The sequence below is a fragment of the Nocardia pneumoniae NBRC 100136 genome (genome assembly GCF_000308755.1).
Lineage (GTDB): Bacteria > Actinomycetota > Actinomycetes > Mycobacteriales > Mycobacteriaceae > Nocardia > Nocardia pneumoniae.
On record NZ_BAGF01000051.1, the window covers coordinates 27781 to 49930 of the forward strand.

At 69.5% G+C, this 22150-nt stretch carries 23 protein-coding genes; 4 read left to right on the forward strand and 19 right to left on the reverse strand.

The annotated features are described in order from the left end of the window. Nucleotides 1-142: 142 nt before the first annotated feature. Nucleotides 143-667, reverse strand: coding sequence for an O-acetyl-ADP-ribose deacetylase (locus ON34_RS16185; protein WP_040780175.1), 525 nt, complete (start codon nt 665-667; stop codon nt 143-145). A gap of 127 nt (nt 668-794) precedes the next feature. Between ON34_RS16185 and ON34_RS16190 the strand changes: the two genes are divergently transcribed. Next, complete coding sequence (locus ON34_RS16190; protein ID WP_157172316.1) at nt 795-1301, forward strand: hypothetical protein; 507 nt, start codon at nt 795-797, stop codon at nt 1299-1301. On the opposite strand, the gene ON34_RS16195 is transcribed toward ON34_RS16190, so the two are convergent. After that, nucleotides 1256-2233 carry a GlxA family transcriptional regulator gene (locus ON34_RS16195; RefSeq protein ID WP_040780177.1) on the reverse strand — a complete coding sequence of 326 codons (978 nt, stop codon included), beginning with the start codon at nt 2231-2233 and terminating at the stop codon, nt 1256-1258. The genes ON34_RS16190 and ON34_RS16195 overlap by 46 nt on opposite strands. A 97-nt stretch (nt 2234-2330) precedes the next feature. On the opposite strand from ON34_RS16195, the gene ON34_RS16200 reads away from it, so the two are divergent. Next, nucleotides 2331-3266 (forward strand): NADP-dependent oxidoreductase, encoded by a 936-nt coding sequence (locus ON34_RS16200; protein ID WP_218003898.1) that lies wholly within the window; start codon nt 2331-2333, stop codon nt 3264-3266. A 41-nt stretch (nt 3267-3307) separates the two neighbouring features. Continuing rightward, entirely contained in the window at nt 3308-3514 is a 207-nt protein-coding gene (locus ON34_RS16205; protein ID WP_040780179.1) for a DUF5988 family protein, read from the forward strand. Nucleotides 3515-3717: 203 nt separating this feature from the next. Here the strand turns inward: ON34_RS16205 and ON34_RS16210 are convergent, their stop codons facing one another. The 3 genes from ON34_RS16210 to ON34_RS16220 form a co-directional block, all read right to left on the reverse strand. Beyond that, nucleotides 3718-4470: a YebC/PmpR family DNA-binding transcriptional regulator gene (locus tag ON34_RS16210; RefSeq protein ID WP_040780180.1), complete on the reverse strand. Its 753-nt coding sequence runs from the start codon at nt 4468-4470 to the stop codon at nt 3718-3720. Nucleotides 4471-4589: 119 nt separating this feature from the next. Further along, on the reverse strand, nt 4590-5240 hold the full coding sequence (gene pdxT, locus ON34_RS16215) for a pyridoxal 5'-phosphate synthase glutaminase subunit PdxT (RefSeq protein ID WP_051022732.1): 651 nt from the start codon (nt 5238-5240) through the stop codon (nt 4590-4592). A gap of 121 nt (nt 5241-5361) precedes the next feature. After that, the gene (locus ON34_RS16220) at nt 5362-6183 is read right to left on the reverse strand and encodes an acyl-CoA thioesterase (protein WP_040780181.1); all 822 of its coding nucleotides are present in this window, start codon (nt 6181-6183) and stop codon (nt 5362-5364) included. Nucleotides 6184-6296: 113 nt separating this feature from the next. Here ON34_RS16220 and ON34_RS16225 point away from each other — a divergent pair, with 113 nt between their 5' ends. Next, nucleotides 6297-6923 (forward strand): hypothetical protein, encoded by a 627-nt coding sequence (locus ON34_RS16225; protein ID WP_040780182.1) that lies wholly within the window; start codon nt 6297-6299, stop codon nt 6921-6923. 122 nt (nt 6924-7045) lie between these two features. On the opposite strand, the gene ON34_RS16230 is transcribed toward ON34_RS16225, so the two are convergent. The 14 genes from ON34_RS16230 to ON34_RS16295 form a co-directional block, all read right to left on the reverse strand. Further along, nucleotides 7046-7780 carry an SDR family oxidoreductase gene (locus tag ON34_RS16230; protein WP_040780183.1) on the reverse strand — a complete coding sequence of 245 codons (735 nt, stop codon included), beginning with the start codon at nt 7778-7780 and terminating at the stop codon, nt 7046-7048. 168 nt (nt 7781-7948) lie between these two features. Beyond that, nucleotides 7949-8440 carry a WKL family lipoprotein gene (locus ON34_RS16235; protein WP_040780214.1) on the reverse strand — a complete coding sequence of 164 codons (492 nt, stop codon included), beginning with the start codon at nt 8438-8440 and terminating at the stop codon, nt 7949-7951. 159 nt (nt 8441-8599) lie between these two features. Continuing rightward, entirely contained in the window at nt 8600-9484 is an 885-nt protein-coding gene (locus tag ON34_RS16240) for a LysR family transcriptional regulator (protein WP_051022737.1), read from the reverse strand. A gap of 24 nt (nt 9485-9508) precedes the next feature. Further along, nucleotides 9509-10411 (reverse strand): pyridoxal 5'-phosphate synthase lyase subunit PdxS, encoded by a 903-nt coding sequence (gene pdxS, locus ON34_RS16245; protein ID WP_040780185.1) that lies wholly within the window; start codon nt 10409-10411, stop codon nt 9509-9511. 418 nt (nt 10412-10829) lie between these two features. Continuing rightward, nucleotides 10830-11873 (reverse strand): NUDIX hydrolase, encoded by a 1044-nt coding sequence (locus tag ON34_RS16250; RefSeq protein WP_040780217.1) that lies wholly within the window; start codon nt 11871-11873, stop codon nt 10830-10832. Further along, on the reverse strand, nt 11873-12997 hold the full coding sequence (locus tag ON34_RS16255) for a glycosyltransferase family 4 protein (RefSeq protein ID WP_040780186.1): 1125 nt from the start codon (nt 12995-12997) through the stop codon (nt 11873-11875). Before ON34_RS16255 ends, ON34_RS16250 begins: the two co-directional genes overlap by 1 nt. Beyond that, a complete protein-coding gene (locus ON34_RS16260) occupies nt 12994-13962 on the reverse strand; it encodes a phosphatidylinositol mannoside acyltransferase (RefSeq protein WP_040780187.1) in 969 nt (322 codons plus the stop codon). The genes ON34_RS16255 and ON34_RS16260 overlap by 4 nt, the downstream gene beginning before the upstream one ends. A gap of 106 nt (nt 13963-14068) precedes the next feature. After that, nucleotides 14069-14764 carry a phosphatidylinositol phosphate synthase gene (gene pgsA / locus ON34_RS16265; protein ID WP_040780188.1) on the reverse strand — a complete coding sequence of 232 codons (696 nt, stop codon included), beginning with the start codon at nt 14762-14764 and terminating at the stop codon, nt 14069-14071. A 23-nt stretch (nt 14765-14787) separates the two neighbouring features. After that, complete coding sequence (locus tag ON34_RS16270; RefSeq protein ID WP_051022739.1) at nt 14788-15387, reverse strand: ATP adenylyltransferase; 600 nt, start codon at nt 15385-15387, stop codon at nt 14788-14790. Between the two features lie 70 nt (nt 15388-15457). After that, on the reverse strand, nt 15458-17521 hold the full coding sequence (gene thrS, locus ON34_RS16275; RefSeq protein ID WP_040780220.1) for a threonine--tRNA ligase: 2064 nt from the start codon (nt 17519-17521) through the stop codon (nt 15458-15460). A gap of 120 nt (nt 17522-17641) precedes the next feature. Next, nucleotides 17642-18259: a (2Fe-2S)-binding protein gene (locus tag ON34_RS16280; RefSeq protein ID WP_040780190.1), complete on the reverse strand. Its 618-nt coding sequence runs from the start codon at nt 18257-18259 to the stop codon at nt 17642-17644. Next, nucleotides 18253-18684, reverse strand: coding sequence for a TIGR02611 family protein (locus tag ON34_RS16285; RefSeq protein ID WP_051022741.1), 432 nt, complete (start codon nt 18682-18684; stop codon nt 18253-18255). The genes ON34_RS16280 and ON34_RS16285 overlap by 7 nt, the downstream gene beginning before the upstream one ends. 106 nt (nt 18685-18790) lie before the next feature. Next, nucleotides 18791-21040: a SulP family inorganic anion transporter gene (locus tag ON34_RS16290; RefSeq protein WP_040780192.1), complete on the reverse strand. Its 2250-nt coding sequence runs from the start codon at nt 21038-21040 to the stop codon at nt 18791-18793. A gap of 250 nt (nt 21041-21290) precedes the next feature. Beyond that, nucleotides 21291-21689, reverse strand: coding sequence for a hypothetical protein (locus tag ON34_RS16295; protein WP_157172317.1), 399 nt, complete (start codon nt 21687-21689; stop codon nt 21291-21293). Between the last annotated feature and the right edge of the window lie 461 nt (nt 21690-22150).

Genomic DNA, 22150 nt, shown 5'->3' on the forward strand with positions numbered 1-22150 from the left:
CCCGACTATGCCAGCGGGCACCGACAAGTTCGCCGCACCGGCGCACGCATACGCGGCTGCCGACCACGCCGGTTATCGCGGTGCCCAGAGCGGAGATTCGATCCGCCGGTGGCGCGGCCCGCTCGCCACGCCTGACCGACCTTCAGGATTCGGCGTTTCCGGCGACCTGCCGCGCGAACGCGGCATGAGCGTGTTCGTCGAACAGGACGAACCGGGCCTCCGCCACGGCGGTCTCGCTCGTCCGAACCGTGTCGACGGCGATCCGCGCGCCGTCGTCCATGGGCCAGCCGTAAATGCCGGTGGAAATCACCGGGAACGCGACCGTTCGCGCTCCCAATTCGTCCGCCACCCGCAAGGATTCGCGATAACAGGAAGCCAGCAGCGCGGAGCGGTCCTCGGCGGCCGACCACACCGGCCCGACGGTGTGGATCACCCACCGCGCAGGCAGGCGACCCGCCGTGGTGGCCACGGCCGCCCCGGTCGGCAGTCCCGCACCGTACCGGGACGCGCGCAACCGGCGGCACTCCACCAGGATCTCCGGGCCGCCGCGCCGATGGATCGCCCCGTCGACTCCGCCGCCGCCGAGCAGCGACGAGTTCGCCGCGTTGACCACCGCGTCGACCTCCTGTTCGGTGATGTCGCCGCGCACCAGCACCAGTTCCACCATGCTCGCATTCTGCCTCGCGCGCGGTCGACGGCGCGGCGACGCCGACGGGTAGCCGACGGCCGAGCACCCAGGAGGGCTGAAGCCGATTCACAGCCTGCCTCGAGAAATGCCCTCGACAATGCCGAACGTGCCAGTACTCGCCGATCCCGCTCCTGCGCCACCGCGGATGCCTCCGGCGAGCCCGGAGCCGAACCAGCAGCACCTGTTCCACCACGGGATCTCCCTGCTGCACGGCTGGCTGCCGACGACCATCGAACTGCTCGCCGCGGCAGTGCTGGTCATCGCCGTCGCCCGGCGAACCAGACGCTGGTGGCTGATCCAGCTGCCGGTCTGCGTGGCGGTCGGCGGCGCGGCGGCGCTGGCCGCCGAGTGGTACGTGGCCGACGAAGGGTTGGCCTCCGATAATCGCGGCCGCCGCGGCGCACCACCGAGGGCGGCCACACCTGGCAGTTCGCGTCGGCCGCGTTCACCGCGTCCTTACCGTGGATCGCCGGTCGCGTCGGCTTGCCTGCCGGACCCGGCTGAGCTCGGCAACAGTCTCGCCGCGGTCGCCGTGCTCGCGCCCACGCCAGCCGGATGTGCCGATACTCAGCTCGCCACCACCGCGGCTCCCGTACGGAACGTGCGCCGATAAGCCTGCGGTGAGACGCCGATCGCCTCGACCAGATGCTGTCGCAGCGAGGTCCCGGTGGCGAAGCCGACCTCGCCCGCGATGCGATCGACGGTCAGATCGGTCGTCTCCAGCAGATGCCTGGCGCGGAAGACGCGCTGCTGGATCAGCCAGCGTCCCGGGCTCATACCGACCTCGTCGCGGAAGCGCCGGGCGAAGGTTCGCTTGCTCATCCGGGCCCGGACGGCCAGCTCCTCGACGGTCAGCGGGGAGCGCAGGTTCTCCAGTGCCCACTGCCTGGCCGCCGCGGTCCCGGCCGACGTCGCGGGCGGAACCGGCTGCTCGATGTACTGCGCCTGGCCGCCGTCGCGCCACGGCGGCACGACGCAGCGGCGCGCGACCGCGTTCGCGACGGCGCTGCCGTGATCGCGGCGCACCAGGTGCAAACACACGTCGAGCCCCGCCGCGGCGCCCGCCGAGGTGAGGACGTCACCGTCGTCGACGTACAGCACGTCGGGGTCGAGGCGAACCCTGGGGAAGGTGCGGCGGAATAGTTGCGCCTGATTCCAATGCGTGGTGGCCGGGCGGCCGTCGAGCAGCCCCGCGGCGGCGGCGATGAAAGCGCCGGTGCAGATCGCGACGACTCTCGTGCCGGGTCGGATCCGCGCGAACGCGTCGAGCACCGGCTGCGGCAGCGTGCCGGACAAGCTCATCGAGATATCGCAGGCGGGCAGCACGACCGTCTCGGCGGCCTCCAGCGCGCGGCTGTCGTGCGCCACGGCGATCGCGAAATCCGCGGCACTGCGCACCGAGCCTCCGTCGAGTGAGCAGGTGGTCACCTCGTATCTGCCTGCGGCACTGCCGAATACCCGATTCGGGATGCCGAGCTCGAAGGGATACACCCCGTCCAATGCCAGCACCGCCACGCGATGTGGCGCGGCTTCGTCCGCCGTCATGGCACGATCATATCGAATAATGGCAATCGTGCCATTTTCTTCGCCGATCACGCCCGGCAGGCTGGCAGCCATGACCGATATCGACAGCACCGCGACCATGCGCGCGATCAGCCAGCACGTCCTCGGCGGCCCCGAGGTGCTCACCGAAGTACAACTGCCGCAACCGGTCCCAGGTCCGGGCCAGATCCTGGTCCGGGTGCGCGCGGCCGGACTCAATCCGACCGATTGGCGCCACCGGGCCACCGCGGGCCTGTTCCTGCCGCAGCCGCCGTTCGTCCTCGGCTGGGACGTCTCCGGCGAGGTCGCCGCCGTCGGCATCGGCGTCACCCTGTTCCGCCCCGGCGACGAGGTCTTCGGCATGCTCCCCTACCCGGGCGGCCACGGCGCCTGCGCTGAGTACACGGTCGGCCCAGCCCGCGCTTTCGCACCCAAACCGGCCGTGCTCGATCACGTTCAGGCCGCGGCCATCCCGCTCGCCGCGCTCACCGCATGGCAGGCGTTGGTCGACACCGCCGCGCTGAGCGCGGGGCAGCGCGTGCTGATCCACGCGGCCGCGGGCGGCGTCGGCCACTTCGCGGTGCAGATCGCCAAGGCGCGCGGCGCGTACGTCATCGGCACCGCCAGCGCGCCCAACCACGCGTTCCTGCGCGGCATCGGCGCCGACGAAGTCATCGACTACCGCAGCACCGACATCGCCGAGGCGGTCAGTGCTGTCGACGTCGTGCTGGACGCGATCGATGACGACAACAGCGTCCGCTCGCTGCGGACCCTGCGTCCCGGCGGGCTGCTGGTGACGTTGCGCGCCATGGGCCCGCGCGACCTCGCGTCCGAGGCGGACGCGCTCGGCGTCCGCGCGGTCCGGATGCTGGTGGAACACGATCACGCGGGCATGCTCGCGCTCGCCGGACTCGTCGAGTCCGGAGCCCTCCGCCCGACGATCGCCGGAACGTTTCCGCTGACGGAGGCGGCCAAGGCGCACGCTTTGGGCGATACGGGGCGGACCGTGGGCAAATTGGTACTCACCGTGCCGTGAATCTGCCACGATCCGGGCCGTCGCGCTTCTACCATCCGAGGATGAGCAATGCGGTCAAGGCTTTCCTCGAGGGTGGGCCGGAAGGCTTGCCCCAGCGCATCGTGCCGATCACCCCACCGGGGGTCGAGCTGAAGGTCCCGTACCGGGGCGGATACGAACATTTCAAGGTCACCCCGCGGCACCTGGCCACGCCCGAAGGGGAACTGCCCGTCTACGAGTGGTGGGAGCGCACCGAGATCGCGGAGTAGACCATGACCCTTCCCCGCCGGCGGCGTGCCGCGCCGACCGGCGGTGAAGCGCTGGTCGCATGCGGGGCGAGGTCTACCGGACCAGGCGCGAGCGTCGCTCCGGCGGCCGGGACGCGTGCTCGGGGCGGTCCGTGCGCAGACCGACCGCCCCGCCTTCGACGCGCACCACCCCGCCATGCGGAGTACTGCGCGCGGCTGGTCGACTAGTCGTCGAGCTCGGCGAGCACCTCGTCCGGGATGTCGACGTTGGTGTAGACGTTCTGCACGTCATCGCTGTCTTCGAGGGCGTCGACCAGTTTGATCACCTTGCGGGCGCCGTCGGCGTCCACCGCGACCGACACCGAGGGCTGGAAACCGGACTCGGCGGAGTCGTAGTCGATCCCGGCGCTCTGCAACGCGGTGCGCACGGCGATCAGATCGCCGGGCTCGCTGATGATCTCGAACGACTCGCCGAGGTCGTTGACCTCTTCCGCACCCGCGTCGAGCACCGCCAGCAGCACGTCGTCCTCGGACAGGCCGTTCTTCTCCAAGGTGACGATGCCCTTGCGGTGGAACAGGTAGGCCACCGAGCCCGGGTCGGCCATGTTGCCGCCGTTGCGGGTCATCGCGACCCGGACCTCGCCCGCGGCACGGTTGCGGTTGTCGGTGAGGCACTCGATCAGCACGGCGACACCGTTGGGGCCGTAGCCCTCGTACATGATCGTCTGCCAGTCGGCGCCGCCGGCCTCCTCGCCGCCGCCGCGCTTGCGGGCGCGCTCGATGTTGTCGTTGGGGACCGACGACTTCTTCGCCTTCTGGATGGCGTCGTACAGCGTCGGGTTGCCATCCGGGTCACCACCACCGGTCCGGGCCGCCACCTCGATGTTCTTGATCAGCTTCGCGAACAGCTTGCCGCGCTTCGCGTCGATCGCAGCCTTCTTGTGCTTGGTGGTGGCCCATTTGGAGTGGCCGCTCATTCCCTACTTCCTTCAGGTCGATGGCACGTCTGGTGGTGTGTACCGTACCGGCACGGCCGGGCGGACAACTTCCCCAGCCTACTCGGGCGTCCGCTACGACCGCGCAAAGCGGCCTCCGCTCAGGCGGCCCGGACCAGGTCGACGAACATCCGGTGCACCCGCAGGTCGCCGGTCACCTCGGGATGGAACGACGTCGCCAGGACATTGCCCTGCCGCACCGCCACAATCCGCCCCGCCGCCGGACCGGCCGGCACGGTGGCGAGCACGTCGACGCCCTCGCCCACCCGCTCGACCCACGGTGCGCGGATGAACACCGCCCGCACCGGACCGCCGGTCAGTCCGGCGAAGGGCAGATCGGTCTCGAACGAGTCGACCTGGCGTCCGAACGCGTTGCGGCGCACCGTCATATCGATCCCGGACAGGTGCTTCGCGTCCGGACGGGTGTCGAGCACCTCCGAAGCGAGCAGGATCATGCCCGCGCAGGAGCCGAAGGCGGGCATCCCGTGGCGCAGCCGCGCGCGCAGCGGCTCCAGCAGTTCGAAAGCCTCCAGCAGCTTGCTGATCGCGGTGGACTCGCCGCCGGGCAGTACCAGGGCGTCCACCGCGGCGAGTTCGGATTCGCGACGGACCAGCACGGGCCGCGCACCGCACCGTTCCAGAGCCGCGACGTGTTCCCGGACGTCGCCCTGCAACGCGAGCACACCGATGGTGGGAACGGACCGCGCCGGTCCGGTGTCGGCGGCGGGTGCGGCGACCGAGGTAGCGTTCACGCCGGAAAGTTTACGAGCCGTGCCGATGTGGGCCCGCTCACGGTTGCCGTCCCGGCTCCGGCGACGCGGGCTACACGCGCGAACCGACGGTCGGCGCGGCATCCGGCGAGACGCGCGGCATTCAGCTCTCGCGCAGGGTGCGGATGAGCCCTTCCTGAACCACGGCGGCGACCAGCGTGCCGTCGCGGGTGAAGATCTTGCCGCCGGTCAAGGCCCGGCCGAAACCGGCTGACGGTGAGGACTGGTCGTACAGCAGCCACTCGTCGGCGCGGAAGGGGCGCAGAAACCACATGGCGTGATCGAGCGAGGCGTTCTGGGTCGGCTCGTCGGGGTGGGTGACCTTCGAGGAACCCAGCAGCGTCATATCGCTCATGTAGGCCAGGGTGCACACGTGCACCAGCGGATCGTCGGGCAGTGGGTGCCGGTAGCGGAACCACACCTGCTGCTGGGAGACCACACCGTCGCGACGGGACACGTTCTCCTGCGGCACCATGCGAATATCCCAGTGCTCCCACTCGCGCATCGCCCACAGTCGTTCGGGGTCCATGGCGGTCTTCGCGTCGGGCAGCTCTTCCGGCGCTTGCACCTCCGGCATCACGTCCTGGTGCTCGGGCCCCTGATCGCCGACGTGGAAGGAGGCCGACATGGTGAAGATGGCCGCGCCGTCCTGGATGCCGGTCACCCGGCGGGTGCAGAACGAGCGGCCGTCCCGGATGCGCTCGACCTGATAGACGGTGGGTTCCTCCGGATTGCCCGGGCGCAGGAAGTATCCGTGCAGCGAGTGCACCTGGAATCGCGGTTCCACCGTCCGGACCGCGGAGACCAGCGCCTGGCCGGCAACCTGTCCGCCGAACGTGCGCGGGAGCTGGGTCTTGGTGGACGCGCCACGGAAGATGTCCCGCTCGAGCCGCTCTATCTCCAGCGCCTCTTCGATTGTCGCCATGCGGTGAGACTAACCCGGCCGCCGACCGGCGCGCGCCGCGGCCATCGGTGAACGCCCGGCAACAGCAGCGGCTCGCCGACCCGCGGCACGGGACGGTTTGCTGAGATGGACGGGTGCCCCGTTTCCTGCCGATCACCGTCGACAGCCTCGTCGAGCTGGTGATCCGCCCGGTCCTGACCGCACGCTCGCACACGGTGATCGCCGTGGACGGCGCGGACGCCGCGCAGCCCGTCGCGTTCGCCGCGCGGATCGCCGCCGCGTTGCGCGACGCGGGCCGCGGCGCCGACGTGGTCTCGCTGCACGACTACGTGCGTCCGGCTTCGCTGCGCATGGAGTTCGGCCGCACCGACGAGATGTCCTATCGCACAGCGTGGTTCGACTACGCGGCAGTGCGCCGCGAGGTGGTCGGCGCCCTGCGCGACCACGGCCGGTGGCTGCCCGCCCTCTGGGACGAAGCCGCCGACCGCTCGGCGCGGGCGGCGATCCGCACGGCGCCACCGGCGACCACGATCGTCGTCGCGGGACCGATGCTCTCCGGCCGCGGCCTCGACGCCGACGTGACGGTACGCCTGGACCTGTCCGAGGCCGCCCTCCGCCGCACCACTCCGGCGGACGCGCAGTGGACCATTCCGGCATTGCTGCGCCACGATGCCGAAAACCCTGAGCCGCCAACGCTCTTCGTTCGATGGGATCACCCCGATCGCCCCGCGCTCCGAGTCGACGACGGCAACGCGACGTAGATTCTTTCCCGTCCGTGCCAGCTCTCGCTCATCGTCGGCTGTTCTCGCCACGGACCAACCGATGGTTGGATGCGCATGACTACGTATCGACATGTCATCGAGGGCCGCACCGCCCTACCACGTCAGACCAGGCGATGACCGCCGTCCACGTGCAGCACGGTGCCGGTGATGAAGGGATTGCGCATGAGACCGACCATGGCCTGGGCGATGTCGGAGGGGCGGCCGATGCGCCCGACGGGCAACCGCGCGGCGAGCTGCTGATGGCGTTCGGTCTTCGCGGCGCCGGCGATGGCGTCCCAGACCGGCGTGTCGACCCAGCCCGGGGAGACCGCGTTCACGCGGACCGGACCGAGTTCGACGGCCAGCGCGTAGGCGAGCGAGGCGAGGGCGCCGTTGACGGCCGCCACGATGGCCGAACCCGGTGCCGGGCGGTAGGCGGCGATCCCGGAGGTGAAGGTGAGCGAACCGCCGGGGACGATCCGCGCGTGCTTGGCGAGCAAGGCTGGGCCGAGCAGCTTGGTGGCGATGACGTTGCCGGCTGCCGCGACGTCGAGATCGGCGAGCGGCTGATAGATGCCGGTGACGTCGACCGCGGTGGTGACGACGTGATCGACCGGGCCGAGTTCGCGGAACAGGCGCTGGATGTCGGCTTCGCGGGTGATGTCGGCGACGACCGCGCGCACCGTACCCGGCCCGTCCGGCAGGGACCGTTCGGCCGCGGCGAGGCGTTCGGCGTCGCGGCCCGCGATGGTGACCTGCGTGCCCTCGGCGACCAGCGCGGAGGCCAGCGCGAGTCCCATGCCGGAGCTGCCGCCCACGATGACGACGCGTTCGGGTGCCGTGTTGTCTGCTGTCATGGTTCCAGCCGACCAGCAGTCGCGCCGAGTGTCCATGTCGCGCTGCCGAACACGCCTTAGCTCGGGGCTAACACCGCAGGCCGCACAACGTTTCGGCCCGGCGATCGCGGAGGGTTGCCGGGCCGAAACGGTCGAGCGCAGCGCACTGCGCACCGGTGCCGAGAACGATCAGGCGGTGCAGGCCGGGGACTGCTGGTTCAGGTTGGCCAGCGCCTGGCAGGCCCATGCCTTTTGGACCTTCCATTTGCCGCCGTCCAACACGAAGGGCACGTCGACCAGGTTCTCTTGGCCGTTGATGGTGAACTTGGCCTGTGCGGTGACGCTGTCGCCGAAGGCGGTGACTCCGGTGACCACCACCGCGGCGTTGGACTGCCGGAACGCCTCCGCCAAGCGGTTCGGCAGTCCGGGGTCGGCCTCGATGCCCTGGACGGAGTCGAGTTTTTGCTCGTTCGGGATCGCGGGATCCAGCGCGCGCTGCAGTTGGGCATTGAGTTCGTCGACGGTGGGCGGGGCGGGTGTGGTGGCGGTCGCCGCGGCACCGGTCGTGGTGCGGGTCGGCGTCGAGTCGCTTTTTTCGTCGTCGCCGCAGGCGGCCACGCTGAGGGCGGCCGCTATGGCCAGGCCCGCGACGGCGATGCGTCCGGTCTTGCGAAGCTTCAACTGTTCGTCCTTTGCGTTCGGAGGATCCCCGGCGGTGCGAGGACACGAAACGGCCATGGGCAATCGAATGGCGAAGCTACTGAGCGTGTTTGTGGGAACCCTGAGACTACTTTCTGGCCGCCGTGAGAGTTGGACGGCGGCGCCGACACGCGGGTCGCGCTACGCCGGAGACAGGTCCGACGCCAGCGCGGAGACCAGGCCGGGGACCGCGGGATGGCGCGCGGCCACGCGCCAGGCCACCGCGTAGGTCACCACGAGCGGCGAGCCACGCAACGGGCGCCAGACCAGGCCGGGCAGCTCGGCCGCCCGCGCCGAACCGAGCCCGATCACGTCGGGCCGGAACGGCAGTACCGCCAGCATCTGCGCATGTCCCATCGCGCTGTCGCTGAGCCGTACTCGGGCGCCCTGGTCGGCCAGCGTGCGCAGCAGCGAATCATGCAGCCCCGCAGCGGATTCGCGCGCGAACAAGATCAGCTCCTGGCCGTCGAGGTCGGCTGGGGCGAGCAGCGGCACGCGCGCGAGCGGATGCCGCGCCGACATGAGGACGCCCAGTTCCTCGCGGGCGACCGCACGCTGCGCGAAACGGTCGGGCAACTCCACCGGCGTGCGAACCAGCGCAAGATCGACCTCGCCGTCGTCGAGCAGGCGAACCTGATCGGCGGTGGTTCCGCCGGTGAGCACCATGCGGACACCCGGCAGCTGGGCGGCGAGCAGGGTATCGATGCGCGCGGGCAGCCCCGGTGGGACGCCGTTCAGCAGCCCGAGCCGGAACACCGGCGCACCGGCGGCAGCCGCGCGCCTGGTCTCCCCGACCGCCTCGTCCATCGCGCGCAACACGGTCGTGCCGGTGCGCAGCAACACCGCACCGGCGGGCGTCAGCGCGACCCGCGGTTCCCGGACCAGCAGCGGGCCGCCGAGCTCCCGCTCGAGCACCTTGATCTGCTGACTGAGTGTGGGCGTCGAAATGAACAATCGCTCCGCGGCCCGACGGAAATGCAACTCCTCCGCCAGCACCACGAAGTAACGCAGCTGCCGCAATTCCACGCGGCAGACGCTACCGGCCCGCGCTCACCACCCGCGCTCGGCCAACCGGTGCGGCTGCGCGATCTCCTCGACGTTGATGCCGACCATGGCCTCGCCCAGACCGCGCGACACCTTCGCCAGCACGTCCGGGTCGTCGTAGAACGTGGTGGCCTTGACGATCGCGGCGGCGCGCTGGGCCGGGTTGCCGGACTTGAAGATGCCCGATCCCACGAACACGCCCTCGGCACCGAGCTGCATCATCATCGCGGCGTCGGCCGGGGTCGCGATGCCGCCCGCGGTGAACAGCACGACCGGCAGCTTGCCGGTTTCGGCGATCTCGCGCACCAGCTCGTACGGCGCCTGCAGTTCCTTGGCCGCGACGAACAGCTCGTCCTCGGGCAGCGACGACAGCTTGCGGATCTCCTGACGGATCTTGCGCATATGCGTGGTCGCGTTGGACACGTCGCCGGTGCCCGCCTCGCCCTTCGAGCGAATCATGGCCGCGCCCTCGGTGATTCGGCGCAGCGCCTCACCCAGATTCGTCGCGCCGCAGACGAACGGCACGGTGAAGTTCCACTTGTCGATGTGGTTGGCGTAGTCGGCCGGGGTGAGCACCTCGGACTCGTCGATGTAGTCGACGCCGAGGCTCTGCAGGATCTGCGCCTCCACGAAGTGACCGATGCGGGCCTTCGCCATGACCGGGATGGAGACGGCGGAGATGATGCCCTCGATCATGTCCGGATCGCTCATCCGGGACACGCCGCCCTGCGCACGGATGTCGGCCGGAACGCGCTCCAGCGCCATCACCGCGACGGCGCCGGCGTCTTCGGCGATCTTGGCCTGCTCGGGCGTGACGACATCCATGATCACCCCGCCCTTGAGCATCTCGGCCATGCCGCGCTTGACGCGGGCGGTGCCGACGGTCTGGGTGGTCTCGGGCGTGGTCACGGCAAACTCCTCCAGGCAGGTGAGCCAATTGGTTGCTCGGATTCGAACGCCACGATTCTAGGCGGCCACAAAAGGCCACTTGATAGCCAGTCGGAGTGCACTGGACTGGTGTGACCCAGCCAGACGGCGCCCTACGCCGGGAGGGCTCGGCGAGCGTGCCGTCCCGGCGCGGCGTTTCTCACAGCGGGCCGACCACCAGCAACTGCGCCCAGTACTGCGCGGCGGCGGGGCCGAGCAGCGGCAACAGGAAATCGAACAGCAGGTACGACATGAACCAACTACCTCCACAACCGAGCAGGAACGGCCCCGCTTGCCGGGACCACGACGCCGGATTCCTCCGCGTCCGAGGACAGCACTACCCTCCGGCGCCCTGATTCATCGCGACGGTAGCACGATCGTGAAACATGACACATCCGCCTCAGCGGATGGAGCGGACCTCGGGGTCGATCGTGCCCGACGCGGCCTCTGCGGCTTCGGCGAGCAGCTCGTCGAGGTGATACGGGTACACGGTTTCACCGCCGCGGTCCAGCGCGACGATGTCGGCGGCCGTGCACCATTTGTGGCCGGTGATGGAGCGGCGTTCGATCACGGTCCGGTTCGCGGCGTGCGGTTCGAAACCGTGCGCTCGCAGGGCGAAGAACAACTCTTCCGACCGGATCAGCTCACCGTTGAAGGGGAATACCGCCACCCGCCGCCAGATCGGGCCGCGCAGGGCGGCCGGGTCGGCGCGGTATCCGGTTTCCTCGTAGAGCTCCCGCACCGCCGCGTCGCGCAGGCTCTCCCCCGGCTCCACCCCGCCGCCCACGGTGAACCAGAACGACACCTCCGGCGTCTTGGGGTCGTTGCCGCGCATCAGCAGGGTCCGGTCGTGCTCGTCGAACAGCACGACGCGGGCGGTGGTGCGGATGGTGTCGACCGCGAGGCCGGTGGACGCGGCGGGCGTGGCGCGCTCGGTGATCTCGAAATAGGTCGGCAGCGGGGCGGTGCCGCCCAGGTGCAGGATGCGGACCGGGCGGCGGGTGCGCAGCGCGAGTGTGTCGCGCACGGCGTCGTTGTGGAAGCGGCGCGCGATGAGCACCCTGGCCTCGGCATCGGCCAGCTCGGCGACCAGTTGCGGACGGAGCATGTCGATGTCGACCGCCGACAGCGCCGAGGACAACTGGTTCTCCACCGTCTCCCGGTCGGCGCGACCGGCCCGCTCGGCGCGGTCCGCCAGCGCCGACAGCCGCCGGGCCTGCTCGGCCAGCTTCGGATCCGACACCGGGCCCGCGATGGCCATGGCGACCGACCTGGCCACCACCGCCCGTCGCGCCAACGCCGAGTCGAGGGCCTGCCAGGACAAATCGGAGCGCACGTGCAGCCGGTCGAGGCGATTGGCGGTCGAGTACGCCCACAGCCCGATCGCGATGACCACCGCGGCGATCAGCGCGAGGACCAGGACGGTCGTCGCGGAGAAGGTGATCATCCGGCGGCCCGCACCCTGGTGTCGCCCACGGTCACCGTCTCGTACACGCGCAGGATCTGTTCGGCCACCACCGGCCAGTCGTACTCGCCCACCACCTGCGTCGCGGTGTGCACCAGCGCCTCCCTGCGCACCTCGTCGGTGAGCACGGTGTGCAGGGCGGCGGCCAGAGCCGCCGAATCACCGACCGGGACGAGCATGCCCGCCGTGCCGTCGCGCAGGACCCGGCGGAACGCGTCCAGTTCACTCGCCACCACGGGGGTGCCCGCGGCCATCGCCTCGATCAGGATGATGCCGAAGCTCTCACCGCCCAGGTTGGGCGCGACGTAGACGTCCGCGCTGCGCATCGCCGAAGCCTTGTCCTCGTCGGACACCTGACCGAGGAAGCGCAGGTGCCCGGACAGCGCACCCGCCTCACGGCGCAGCCGGTCTTCGTCCCCGCGGCCCACGATGAGGATCTCGACGTCGGGGTGGCCGCGCACCAGATCGGGCAGCGCGCCGAGCAAGACCTCCATCCCCTTGCGCGGCTCGTCGTAACGGCCCAGGAACAGCACCGTCCCCCCGGCGCGGGGATAGCCCGGCAGCATCGGCGCCCTGGCGAACGCGGGCACATCGACGCCGTTGGGGATCTCCACCGCGTCCGAGCCCAACGCCTCCACCTGCCAGCGCCGCGCCAGCTCGGATACCGCGATGCGGCCGGCGATCTTCTCGTGATACGGCCGCAACACGCCCTGAAAAGTGCTCAGCACCAACGATTTCGTCGTCGAGGTGTGGAAGGTCGCGACGATCGGCCCCTCGGCGATCTTCAGCGCCAGCATCGACAGACTCGGCGCGTTGGGCTCGTGGATGTGCAGCACGTCGAAATCGTTGCCGTCGATCCATCGGCGAATCCTGGTGTAGGCCATCGGCCCGAACGACAATCGCGCCACCGACCCGTTGTAGGGGATGGCGACCGCGCGTCCCGCCGATACCACGAACTCCGGCAGCGGCGTGCCGTCCGATGCGGGCGCCAGCACGCTCACCTTGTGCCCGCGTTCGATGAACACCCGCGCCAACTCGACGACATGCGCCTGCACTCCACCCGGGACGTCGAACGAATAGGGGCAGACCATGCCGATCTTCATGTCGCTACGTCCCCCTGCTCGGCCCGGATGCTCGCCTGCGCGGCGGCGATCATGGCGCGCCGCTGCGGCGACAGGTCGCTCTCCCACAACGGTTGCAGCATGTGCCAATCCGCGGGATGCTCGGCGATATTCGCCGCGAAACGGTCCGCCAGTCGCTGGGTAGCCGCGGCGACGCCACCGGAAACGTCCAGCGGCGCCTCGGTTTTCAGGCCCCAGCCCTCACGCCCTTCGGCGTCGACCTCGAACCACGCGTGCACCGGCAGCAGCGCCGCGCCGGTCTCGATGGCCAGCTTCGCCGCGCCCGCGGGCATCCAGGTGCGTTCACCGAAGAACTGAACCGGAACGCCTTTGCCGGTGAGGTCGCGTTCGCCCATCAGGCACACGATCCTGTTCTGTCGCAGGCGGGCCGCCAGCTGCCGAAACGGCGGCTGCTCGCCGCCGGTCAGCGGGAACACTTCGAAGCCGAGGCTCTCGCGGTAGGCGACGAACCGCTCGAACAGCGATTCCGGCTTCAGCCGCTCGGCCACGGTGGTGAGATTGCCGTAGTGCTGTACCAGCCAGACACCGGCCATGTCCCAGTTGCCGGAGTGCGGCAGCACGAAGATCACGCCGCGCCCCTCGGCGAGCGCGGCGTCGACGAACGGCAGACCGTCGACGAAATAGTCGATCGCGGAATGGTCCATCGCCGGGAGCCGGAACGCCTCGCGCCAGTACCGGGCGTAGGACCGCATGCTGGCGCGAATCAGCTCGTCCGGCACGTCCGCGGGAAGCACCCCCAGCACGCGGGCCAGGTTGCGGCGCAATTGATTCGGCGCACCGCCCGCGTGGAACTCCTGATTGGCGCGCCGGGCCACCCGGTCGCCGCCCCAGTCGAACAAACGCCGGGCAGTCGACTCCGGCAGCGCACGCACCAGCCGCCAGCCCGCCGCGTATCCGGCGGCACTGAGCTGCTCCCCGACGCTCATGCTGTGTCCTCTCGCGCGGGAGCGGAGCCCGCCATGGTCACGCAATCCATCGGCACAAATGTCCGGACGCCACCGTCGACAGGTCGGCGCCCGGCACCAGGTGAGGTCACGACGGGAGCCCCGTGGCGTCGGCGGTTCCGGTGCCCGAATTCCGCAGCGGCGCGGCCGGTATCACAGTGCGCGCCCCCGGCGAATTCCGCACGGCCAGCACCCGCTGGACGACGGTGACGATGCTGAGCACCGCGAGAATCCACATGGCCACGTGGACGGCGTAGGTGAGCCATTCGATGTCCCAGTACCCGCCGATGCCCGTGAAACCGGCGCCGACCAGCACGATGATCAGGCGGTCCGGCCGTTCGATGAGGCCGCCGTCCGCGGACAGCCCGCTGGCTTCGGCGCGCGCCTTGGCGTAGGAGATCACCTGCGAGGTCACCAGGACGACGAGCGTCGCGACGAACAGCGGTTTGTGCTGCTCGTGGTACACCGCCCACCACGCGAGGCCACCGAAGATAGCGCCGTCGGCGAGACGGTCACAGGTGGCGTCCAGCACGGCGCCGTATTTCGTGCCGCCGCCGCGCGCCCTGGCCATCGCCCCGTCGAGCATGTCGAACATGACGAACAACCAGATCACCATGGTTCCCCAGAACAGGTGTCCGGTCGGGAACAGCGTGACCGCGGCGGCGATGGAAGCGGTGGTGCCGATCAGCGTCATGGCATCGGGGGTGAGGCCGGTGCCGACCAGCGCCCGGCCCAGCGGCGCCGTCGCCTTGGCGAACGCCTCCCGGCCGAAGAAACTCAGCACGGCCGATCCGCCCGGTCGCTCATCTACGCCTCCTTCCAGGCCGCCGCGAGCAGCGCCCTGGTCTCCCGCAGCAATTGCGGCATCACCTTCACCCCGCCGATCACGGTGATGAAGTTCGCGTCACCGCCCCAGCGCGGCACGATGTGCTGGTGCAGGTGGTCGGCCAGCGAGCCGCCGGCCACCCCGCCGAGATTCAACCCGACGTTGAAGCCGTGCGGCCGGGACACCTTCTTCATCACCCGGATCGCCTGCTGGGTGAAGGCCATCAGTTCGGCGCTCTCGGCCTCGGTGAGGTCCTCCAGGTTGGCCACCTTGCGGTACGGCACCACCATCATGTGCCCGGGGTTGTACGGGTACAGGTTGAGCACCGCGTACACCAGCTCACCCCGGGCGATCACCAATCCGTCCTCGTCGGACATCTTGGGAATATCGGTGAACGGATGTCCCGTCGAATCCTTGGGCCCCGTGGCCGCCTCCGCGATGTAGGACATGCGGTAGGGCGTCCACAGGCGCAACAGCCGATCCGGTTCCCCCGCGCCGGCGTCCACGATGGCGCCCTCTTCGGCCGAGGTCGCGGTCTGGTCCAGATCCGCGAGCCCGTCCGGCACCGTACGCTCGGTCATGCCCTGTCCTTCCGGGCATGAGCGGGGCCCTGCGTGGTGACGCTCCGCTGTCTCCTCCGGGCCTGACCGTTCATGCCCCACCCTTGTTCGCGGACCGGATCTCGAAACCCTCGGCCGTCGGCGACGCGTTCTCTCGGCGGGCGATCCACGCGACGATGGTGGCCACCGCGTCCTCCACCGGCACCCCGTTGACCTGGGTGCCGTCGCGGAACCGGAAGCTGACGGCGTTCGCGTTCACGTCGCGCTCACCGGCGAGCAGCATGAACGGCACCTTCTGCGCGGTGTTGTTGAAGATCTTCTTCTGCATCCGGTCGTCGCTGCGATCCACCTGCGCGCGGACGCCCTCGTCGCGCAGTCGCTCGATCACCCGATCCAGATGCGGCACAAAAGTATCCGCCACCGGGATGCCGACGACCTGGACCGGCGAGAGCCATGCCGGGAAGGCGCCCGCGTAGTGCTCGGTGAGCACGCCGAAGAAGCGCTCGATCGAACCGAACAGTGCCCGGTGGATCATCACCGGCCGCTTCTTGGTGCCGTCGGAGGCGGTGTACTCCAGCTCGAACAGCTCCGGCTCGAAGAAGTCGAGCTGAATGGTGGACATTTGCCAGTTGCGGCCCAGCGCGTCCTTGGCCTGCACCGAGATCTTCGGACCGTAGAAGGCGGCCCCGCCCGGATCCGGCACCAGCTGCAAACCGGAGGCCTCGGCGACCCGCGCCAGGGTCGCGGTGGCCTCCTCCCAGACCTCGTCCGAGCCGACGTACTTCTTCGGGTCCTTGGTGGACAGCTCGAGGTAGAAGTCGTCCAGGCCGTAATCCTTCAGCAGGTTCAACACGAATTGGAGGATGCTGGTGAGCTCCTCGGTCACCTGCTCCTGGGTGCAGTAGATGTGCGCGTCGTCCTGGGTCATGCCGCGCACCCGGGTCAGGCCGTGCACCACGCCGGACTTCTCATACCGGTAGACCGAGCCGAATTCGAACAGCCGCAGCGGCAGTTCCCGGTACGACCGGCCGCGGGACCGGAAGATCAGGTTGTGCATCGGGCAGTTCATCGGCTTGACGTAGTAGTCCTGGCCGGGTTTGCGGACGCTGCCGTCCTCGTTGTACTCCGCGTCCAGGTGCATGGGCGGGAACATGCCGTCGGCGTACCAGTCCAGGTGCTTGGAGACCTCGAACAGGTGGCCCTTGGTGATGTGCGGGGTGTTGACGAACTCGTAGCCCGCGTCCACGTGCCGCCGGCGCGAGTAGTCCTCCAGCTCCTTGCGGATGATGCCGCCCTTGGGGTGGAACACCGGAAGGCCGGAACCGAGCTCGTCGGGGAAGCTGAACAGGTCCAGTTCCAGGCCGAGTTTGCGGTGGTCACGGCGCTCGGCCTCGGCGAGCAGGTGCAGGTGCTCGTCGAGCGCCTCCTGGGACTCCCACGCGGTGCCGTAGATGCGCTGCAGATCCTCGCGGTTCTGATCGCCGCGCCAGTACGCCGCGGAGCTGCGGGTCAGCTTGAAGGCCGGGATGAACTTGGTGGTCGGGATGTGCGGGCCGCGGCACAGATCCCCCCAGATCTTCTCGCCGGTGCGCGGGTCGAGGTTGTCGTAGATGGTCAGCTCTTTGCCGCCGACCTCCATGACCTCCGGGTCATCGATGCCGGATTTGTCGCCGATCAGCTCCAGTTTGAACGGCTCCGCGGCCAGCTCGGCCCTGGCGTCCTCCACCTCGACCACCCGGCGCGAGAACCGCTGCGCGCCTTTGACGATCTTCTTCATCCGGGATTCCAGCTTGGCCAGATCCTCCGGGGTGAACGGCCGGTCGACCCGGAAGTCGTAGTAGAAGCCGTCCTTGATGTAGGGGCCGATGCCCAGCTTGGCCTCGGGAAACTCCTGCTGCACGGCCTGGGCCAAGACGTGCGCGGTGGAGTGCCGGATGACGTTGCGGCCGTCGTCGGTGTTCGCGGCCACCGGCTCCACCTCGACATCGGCGTCCGGGGTCCAGGACAGGTCCTTCAACTCGCCGTCCACGCGGACGACGACGATGGTGTCCGGTCCCTTGGTCGGCAGACCCGCTTCGCGCACCGCGGCGCCCGCCGTCGTCCCGGCCGGCACCCGGACGAGGGCGACTGGGCTGATGGGCGCTGAAGTGGTCACGGCTGCGCTCTCCTTGGCGTTCTCGTGTGCGGGCGGCTCCCCGCGGAATGGTGGCCGATCGCGTGTTCGCTCCGGCGCGACCATGCTACTGGCCCACGGCTGCGCGCTGCTCCACCGCCTTCAGCTCCCGGCGGCGAGGTCCGCGAGAAGTGCGTTTCGTTCGGCGGCTGGTCGTTTCGGGCAGCTGGTGCACATCTGGCAGCCCGGGACCTCGAAGACCAGGCAGCAGGAGATGCGCCGGACGAACGTGCGTCCGCCGATCTCGACGAATCGCGGCGCCGGAAGTCTGCCGCCGATCTCGGCGGCCAGCCGTGCGCCCGCGTCCGGCGAACCGGCGTCCAGCGCGCGGTTGCCGATCGCGTCGGCGGCGATCGCCCATAGTGCGGGGATTCCCGCCCCGGACACCGCGGCGACCGGCGGGATCACGGCGGTGAACGTGTCGCGCAGGGCCGCCGCGCAGCCGACCGGCACGCCGTCGTCCGCGCGGATGCGCACCCGTTCGATGCCGCCGTCCGGGCGCACCGCACAATCCAGCCGGTCGAGTGCGGCCTCCGGGGCCGGTTCGTCGTGCGCGTACGCCCGCGCGATCTGCTCCACCAACGCGGAGGCGACCATGCACCACCACAGCGTGCCCGCGATGCGCGGCGACGTGGTGCCCCACGAGTGACCCATTTCCGCGATACGCGCGGCCAGCCACTCCGGCTGGGTGAGCGTCCGTCCCGGGACGGTGGTCACCATTGCAGGGGGCTGCGCAGCCATTCCCATTCGACTCCGATCCAACTACCCACGATCCCGAACGTTCCCAATACCCACAGCGTCGCGACGACCAGCGCGACGGTGGCGGCCGCGGCGAACACCCGCATGGCCGGACCCCGGGCGGAATACCACGCCATGCCCTGCCGGTACCGGTCCCGCAACCACCCCAATGCTCTACGCGCCCAAGCGAATTCGGTGGCGAGGATGCCGAGCCCGGCGAACACGATCGCCCAGCCGGGTCCGGGATACGGAATCGCGAGGATGCCGACCGCGAGCACGGCGACACCGACCACCGCGACCCCGATCCGGTAGGCGAGATACAGCGTAGGTCGTCGCGCGAGCCCGGCACGGAAGGCACGCCAGCCGGTCGGCCGATCGGTCGAGCTCGTTTCCAGATCTGCGGTCACGTCCCCAGGGTACGAGCAATCGGCGCCCGGAATTCCGCTCCCACCTGACCGGATACGACGATCCCGCCCGGGCGGCGGCCCCGGGCGGGATCACTCGTCCGGTCGATCACACGAGTTCGGCCGCGGGCTGGCGTCCCGCGTCATCGATGTGCGCGATCCCGTTCACCGTCACCTCGACGACCCGCGCGCTGGCGATGTCGAAGAACAGGCCCGACACCGTGAGGCCGCGCTCGTCGATCGCCTTGCGGACCGCGGGGTGCCGCCGCAGCGTCTCCAACTGCACCGCGACATTCACCATGGCGAGCTGGTCGACCTCGCCGAACCCGGCCTCCCGCGCCGCGACCGCCACCGGATGGCCCGCGCGGAACCGCTCCAGGCTCGGCCGGGCGTGCGTGAGCCAGGCGTCCACACCGGGGACCTCGGCCCCGGAGTGCAGCGCCGCCATGGCTCCACACGACGAGTGCCCGCACACCACGACCGATCGGACGTTCAGATTCTCCAGCGCGAACACGAGCGCGGCCTCGACCGACGCGTCACCCTCGACGGGCACCAGGTTGCCCACGTTGCGGACGGTGAAGAGGTCGCCGGGCCCGCTGTTGGTGATGATGTTCGGCACGATCCGCGAGTCCGCGCAGGTCAGGAAGAACGAATCCGGGTCCTGCTTATCGCGCAGCTCGTCCAGGTGCGGCCGGACGACATGCGCGTGACTGCGGTGGTAGGCCGCGACGCCCGCCGCGACCGGGTTCTCGTGCTCCTTGCCGTGGCGCCATGGACCGAGGACCTCATCCCAGACCGATCGGGCGAAGCTCCGCGCGGGTGGCTTCGCCGTGGCATGCGCCATCCTGGCGCCGCCGATCTCCACGAACTCCACGCTGCCGCCCTGGTTCTCCTGGTGGCGTGCGAACTCCTCGATGGCTTCGAAAGCGGCGTGATCGAGGAAATCGACCGTCATCTCCACCGTGACGTCGGCTCCCGCGGGGATCTTCGCGAACTGCGCCGACAACTTCGGCAGCGCGAGGAAGGTGGCCGAGCCGTCGATGGTGACCAGCCAGCGTCCCGTGCCGGGGACCGGCTCGGCCTTGATCGCCACCCGGACCACCCGCCACAGCAGCAGGCCGAACGCCAGTCCGAGGCCGATCAGCACGCCCTCGAGCAGGTTCAGGAACACCACGCCGAGCACGGTCACCGCGTACACCAGCAGGTCACCGGTGCGCCGGGCCAGCTTGATATGGGCCAGCTTGACCAGCTGGGTGCCGATCACGATGAGCAGACCGGCCAGCGCGGCCTTCGGAACCTGCTCCACCACGGAGACCAGCGCCACCGAGAACACCAGAACCCAGACGCCGTGCAGCACCGCGGACGCCCGGCTGTGCGCACCCGCAGCCACGTTCGCCGAGCTGCGCACGATCACGCCGGTGACCGGCAGGCCGCCGAGCAGGCCGGAGAGCACGTTGGCCGAGCCCTGACCGATCAGCTCGCGGTCGAAGTTCGTGCGCTTGCGCGTGTGCATCTTGTCCACGGCCACCGCGGACAACAGGCTCTCCACGCTGGCGATCAGCGCGATGGTGAGGATCGCCAGCGCCAGGGCCGACCAGTCACCACTGGGCAGCGCGGGCAGGCCGATCGCGTCGAACAGCGAGCCGTTCAGCACGAGGCGCTCGGCGCCGGTCGGCAGTGCCAGCGAGAGCACGGTGCCCGCGAGGACCGCGACCAGTGGACCCGGGACCAAGCGGACTTTGGCGGGCACGTACTTCCAGCCGACCATGATCGCGATCACGACCGCGCCGATGAACGCGCCGCCGCCGTGCAGCGAGGTCAGCTGCCCGGGCAGCTCGACGATGTTGCGCCAGGCGGAGCTGTGCGAGGAACCACCGAGCAGCACATGGATCTGCTGGAGCGCGATGGTGATGCCGATACCGGCGAGCATCGCGTGCACCACCACCGGCGCCACTGCCAGTGCGGCCCTGGCAACGCGACTGAGCCCGAACAGGATCTGCAGCACACCGGCGGCGCAGACGATGAAACAGGTTGTTCGCCAGCCGAATTGGTTGATCGTCTCGGCTACCACCACGGTGAGGCCCGCGGCGGGGCCGCTCACCTGCAGTACCGAGCCACCGAGCGTCCCGGCGACGATGCCGCCGATCACGGCGGCGATCAGTCCGGCGGCGACCGGCGCTCCGGAGGCCACCGCGATGCCGAGCGAAAGCGGTAGCGCGACAAGGAAGACCACGATGGAGGCGGGCACATCGTGGCGGAGGATGTCCGTGACGCGGTCGGGTAACAGTCCGGACTTGGGGTCCGGGCCCGTAACTGCGGGCGGTGACAGTGGCGGGGCCAAATCCTGGTCGATAGCCATGACTCTCCTTCGCCGACTCGGCTGTTTCGCCGAGGTCGGTTGACGATCAACATGTCCAGCAGGGCACAAGACCGCGAACCGGCATCTCGCGGTGAAGCAGTCCCGACACAGCGATGAGTCGAGATGTAAACGCCGACAAGTGTATTAGTAAAGACTTAGCAAAGGCTGAGAAAGTGGGCAGATTGTGTGTTGTTCCCCACTGCCCGCTGGTTGTCATGACCGTGATCCACCGCACAGCACGTGACATGGCTCATGGCCGAACAACCACTGTGGCCTGGGCGATTCCGGCGACGATGTCGCCGATCACGCGTGCCGCCGGGAGATCGACGGCCCGCGTCCTGCCGAATTCCCCGACCCACGGCCGGATGCGCCCGCGATGTCTCCAGCGGCACTCGGCGCCGACCATGCCCACCCGATCCGCTGCCCACGATTCGGCGACAGCCACCGACTGCCGCTGAGGAGGAACGGATTTCGTGACCTGCCGCTGCCGACGGCCTTGCGCACGGTGGAGGCGTCCTGCGCGCGGACAGTGAAACAGGTTGCGGCTCAGGAGAAGCGAGGCGCGCCTCTCGGCGGCGACCACGGTAGCGCTCGAACGACGTGCTGCGCCGACCTGGATGACGTAGCCATCGAGCAGTTCGGCGGCCATGCGGACCACGACGGCGACGCGTGGCACCGACAGGGACGAGCGAAACAGGCGGGGCCACACGAGGAATCGCGACGAAAACGGATGGATCGACACAGCCGTTTGCAACCGGTCGATCGACCGTGCCTGCGTGCGGCGACGTCCGTGGTGCGGGATCGGTGTCGGTGGACATATTTTCTCCTTCGCCGGGTCCACACCCGGTTCATCGGTCAAACATGTTCTTGGCATCGAAATCGAGCAGCGGGCGAAGCCGGGACGTTCCTCGGTCCAGGAGGCGCGACCCGTGACGCAGAGCTCGCATTGATAGTAAAGACTTCGCAAAGCACCTGGAAAGGTTTCGGGTCGAACTGATCGCAACCGCTACCAAAATGTGATCCAGGTCACACTGGAAGCTGGGCTCGGGGACGACAACTGCCTACTACTCGGCCTCGGCGTTCGCGCCGTCTGGAGGCCCAGAGAAAAGA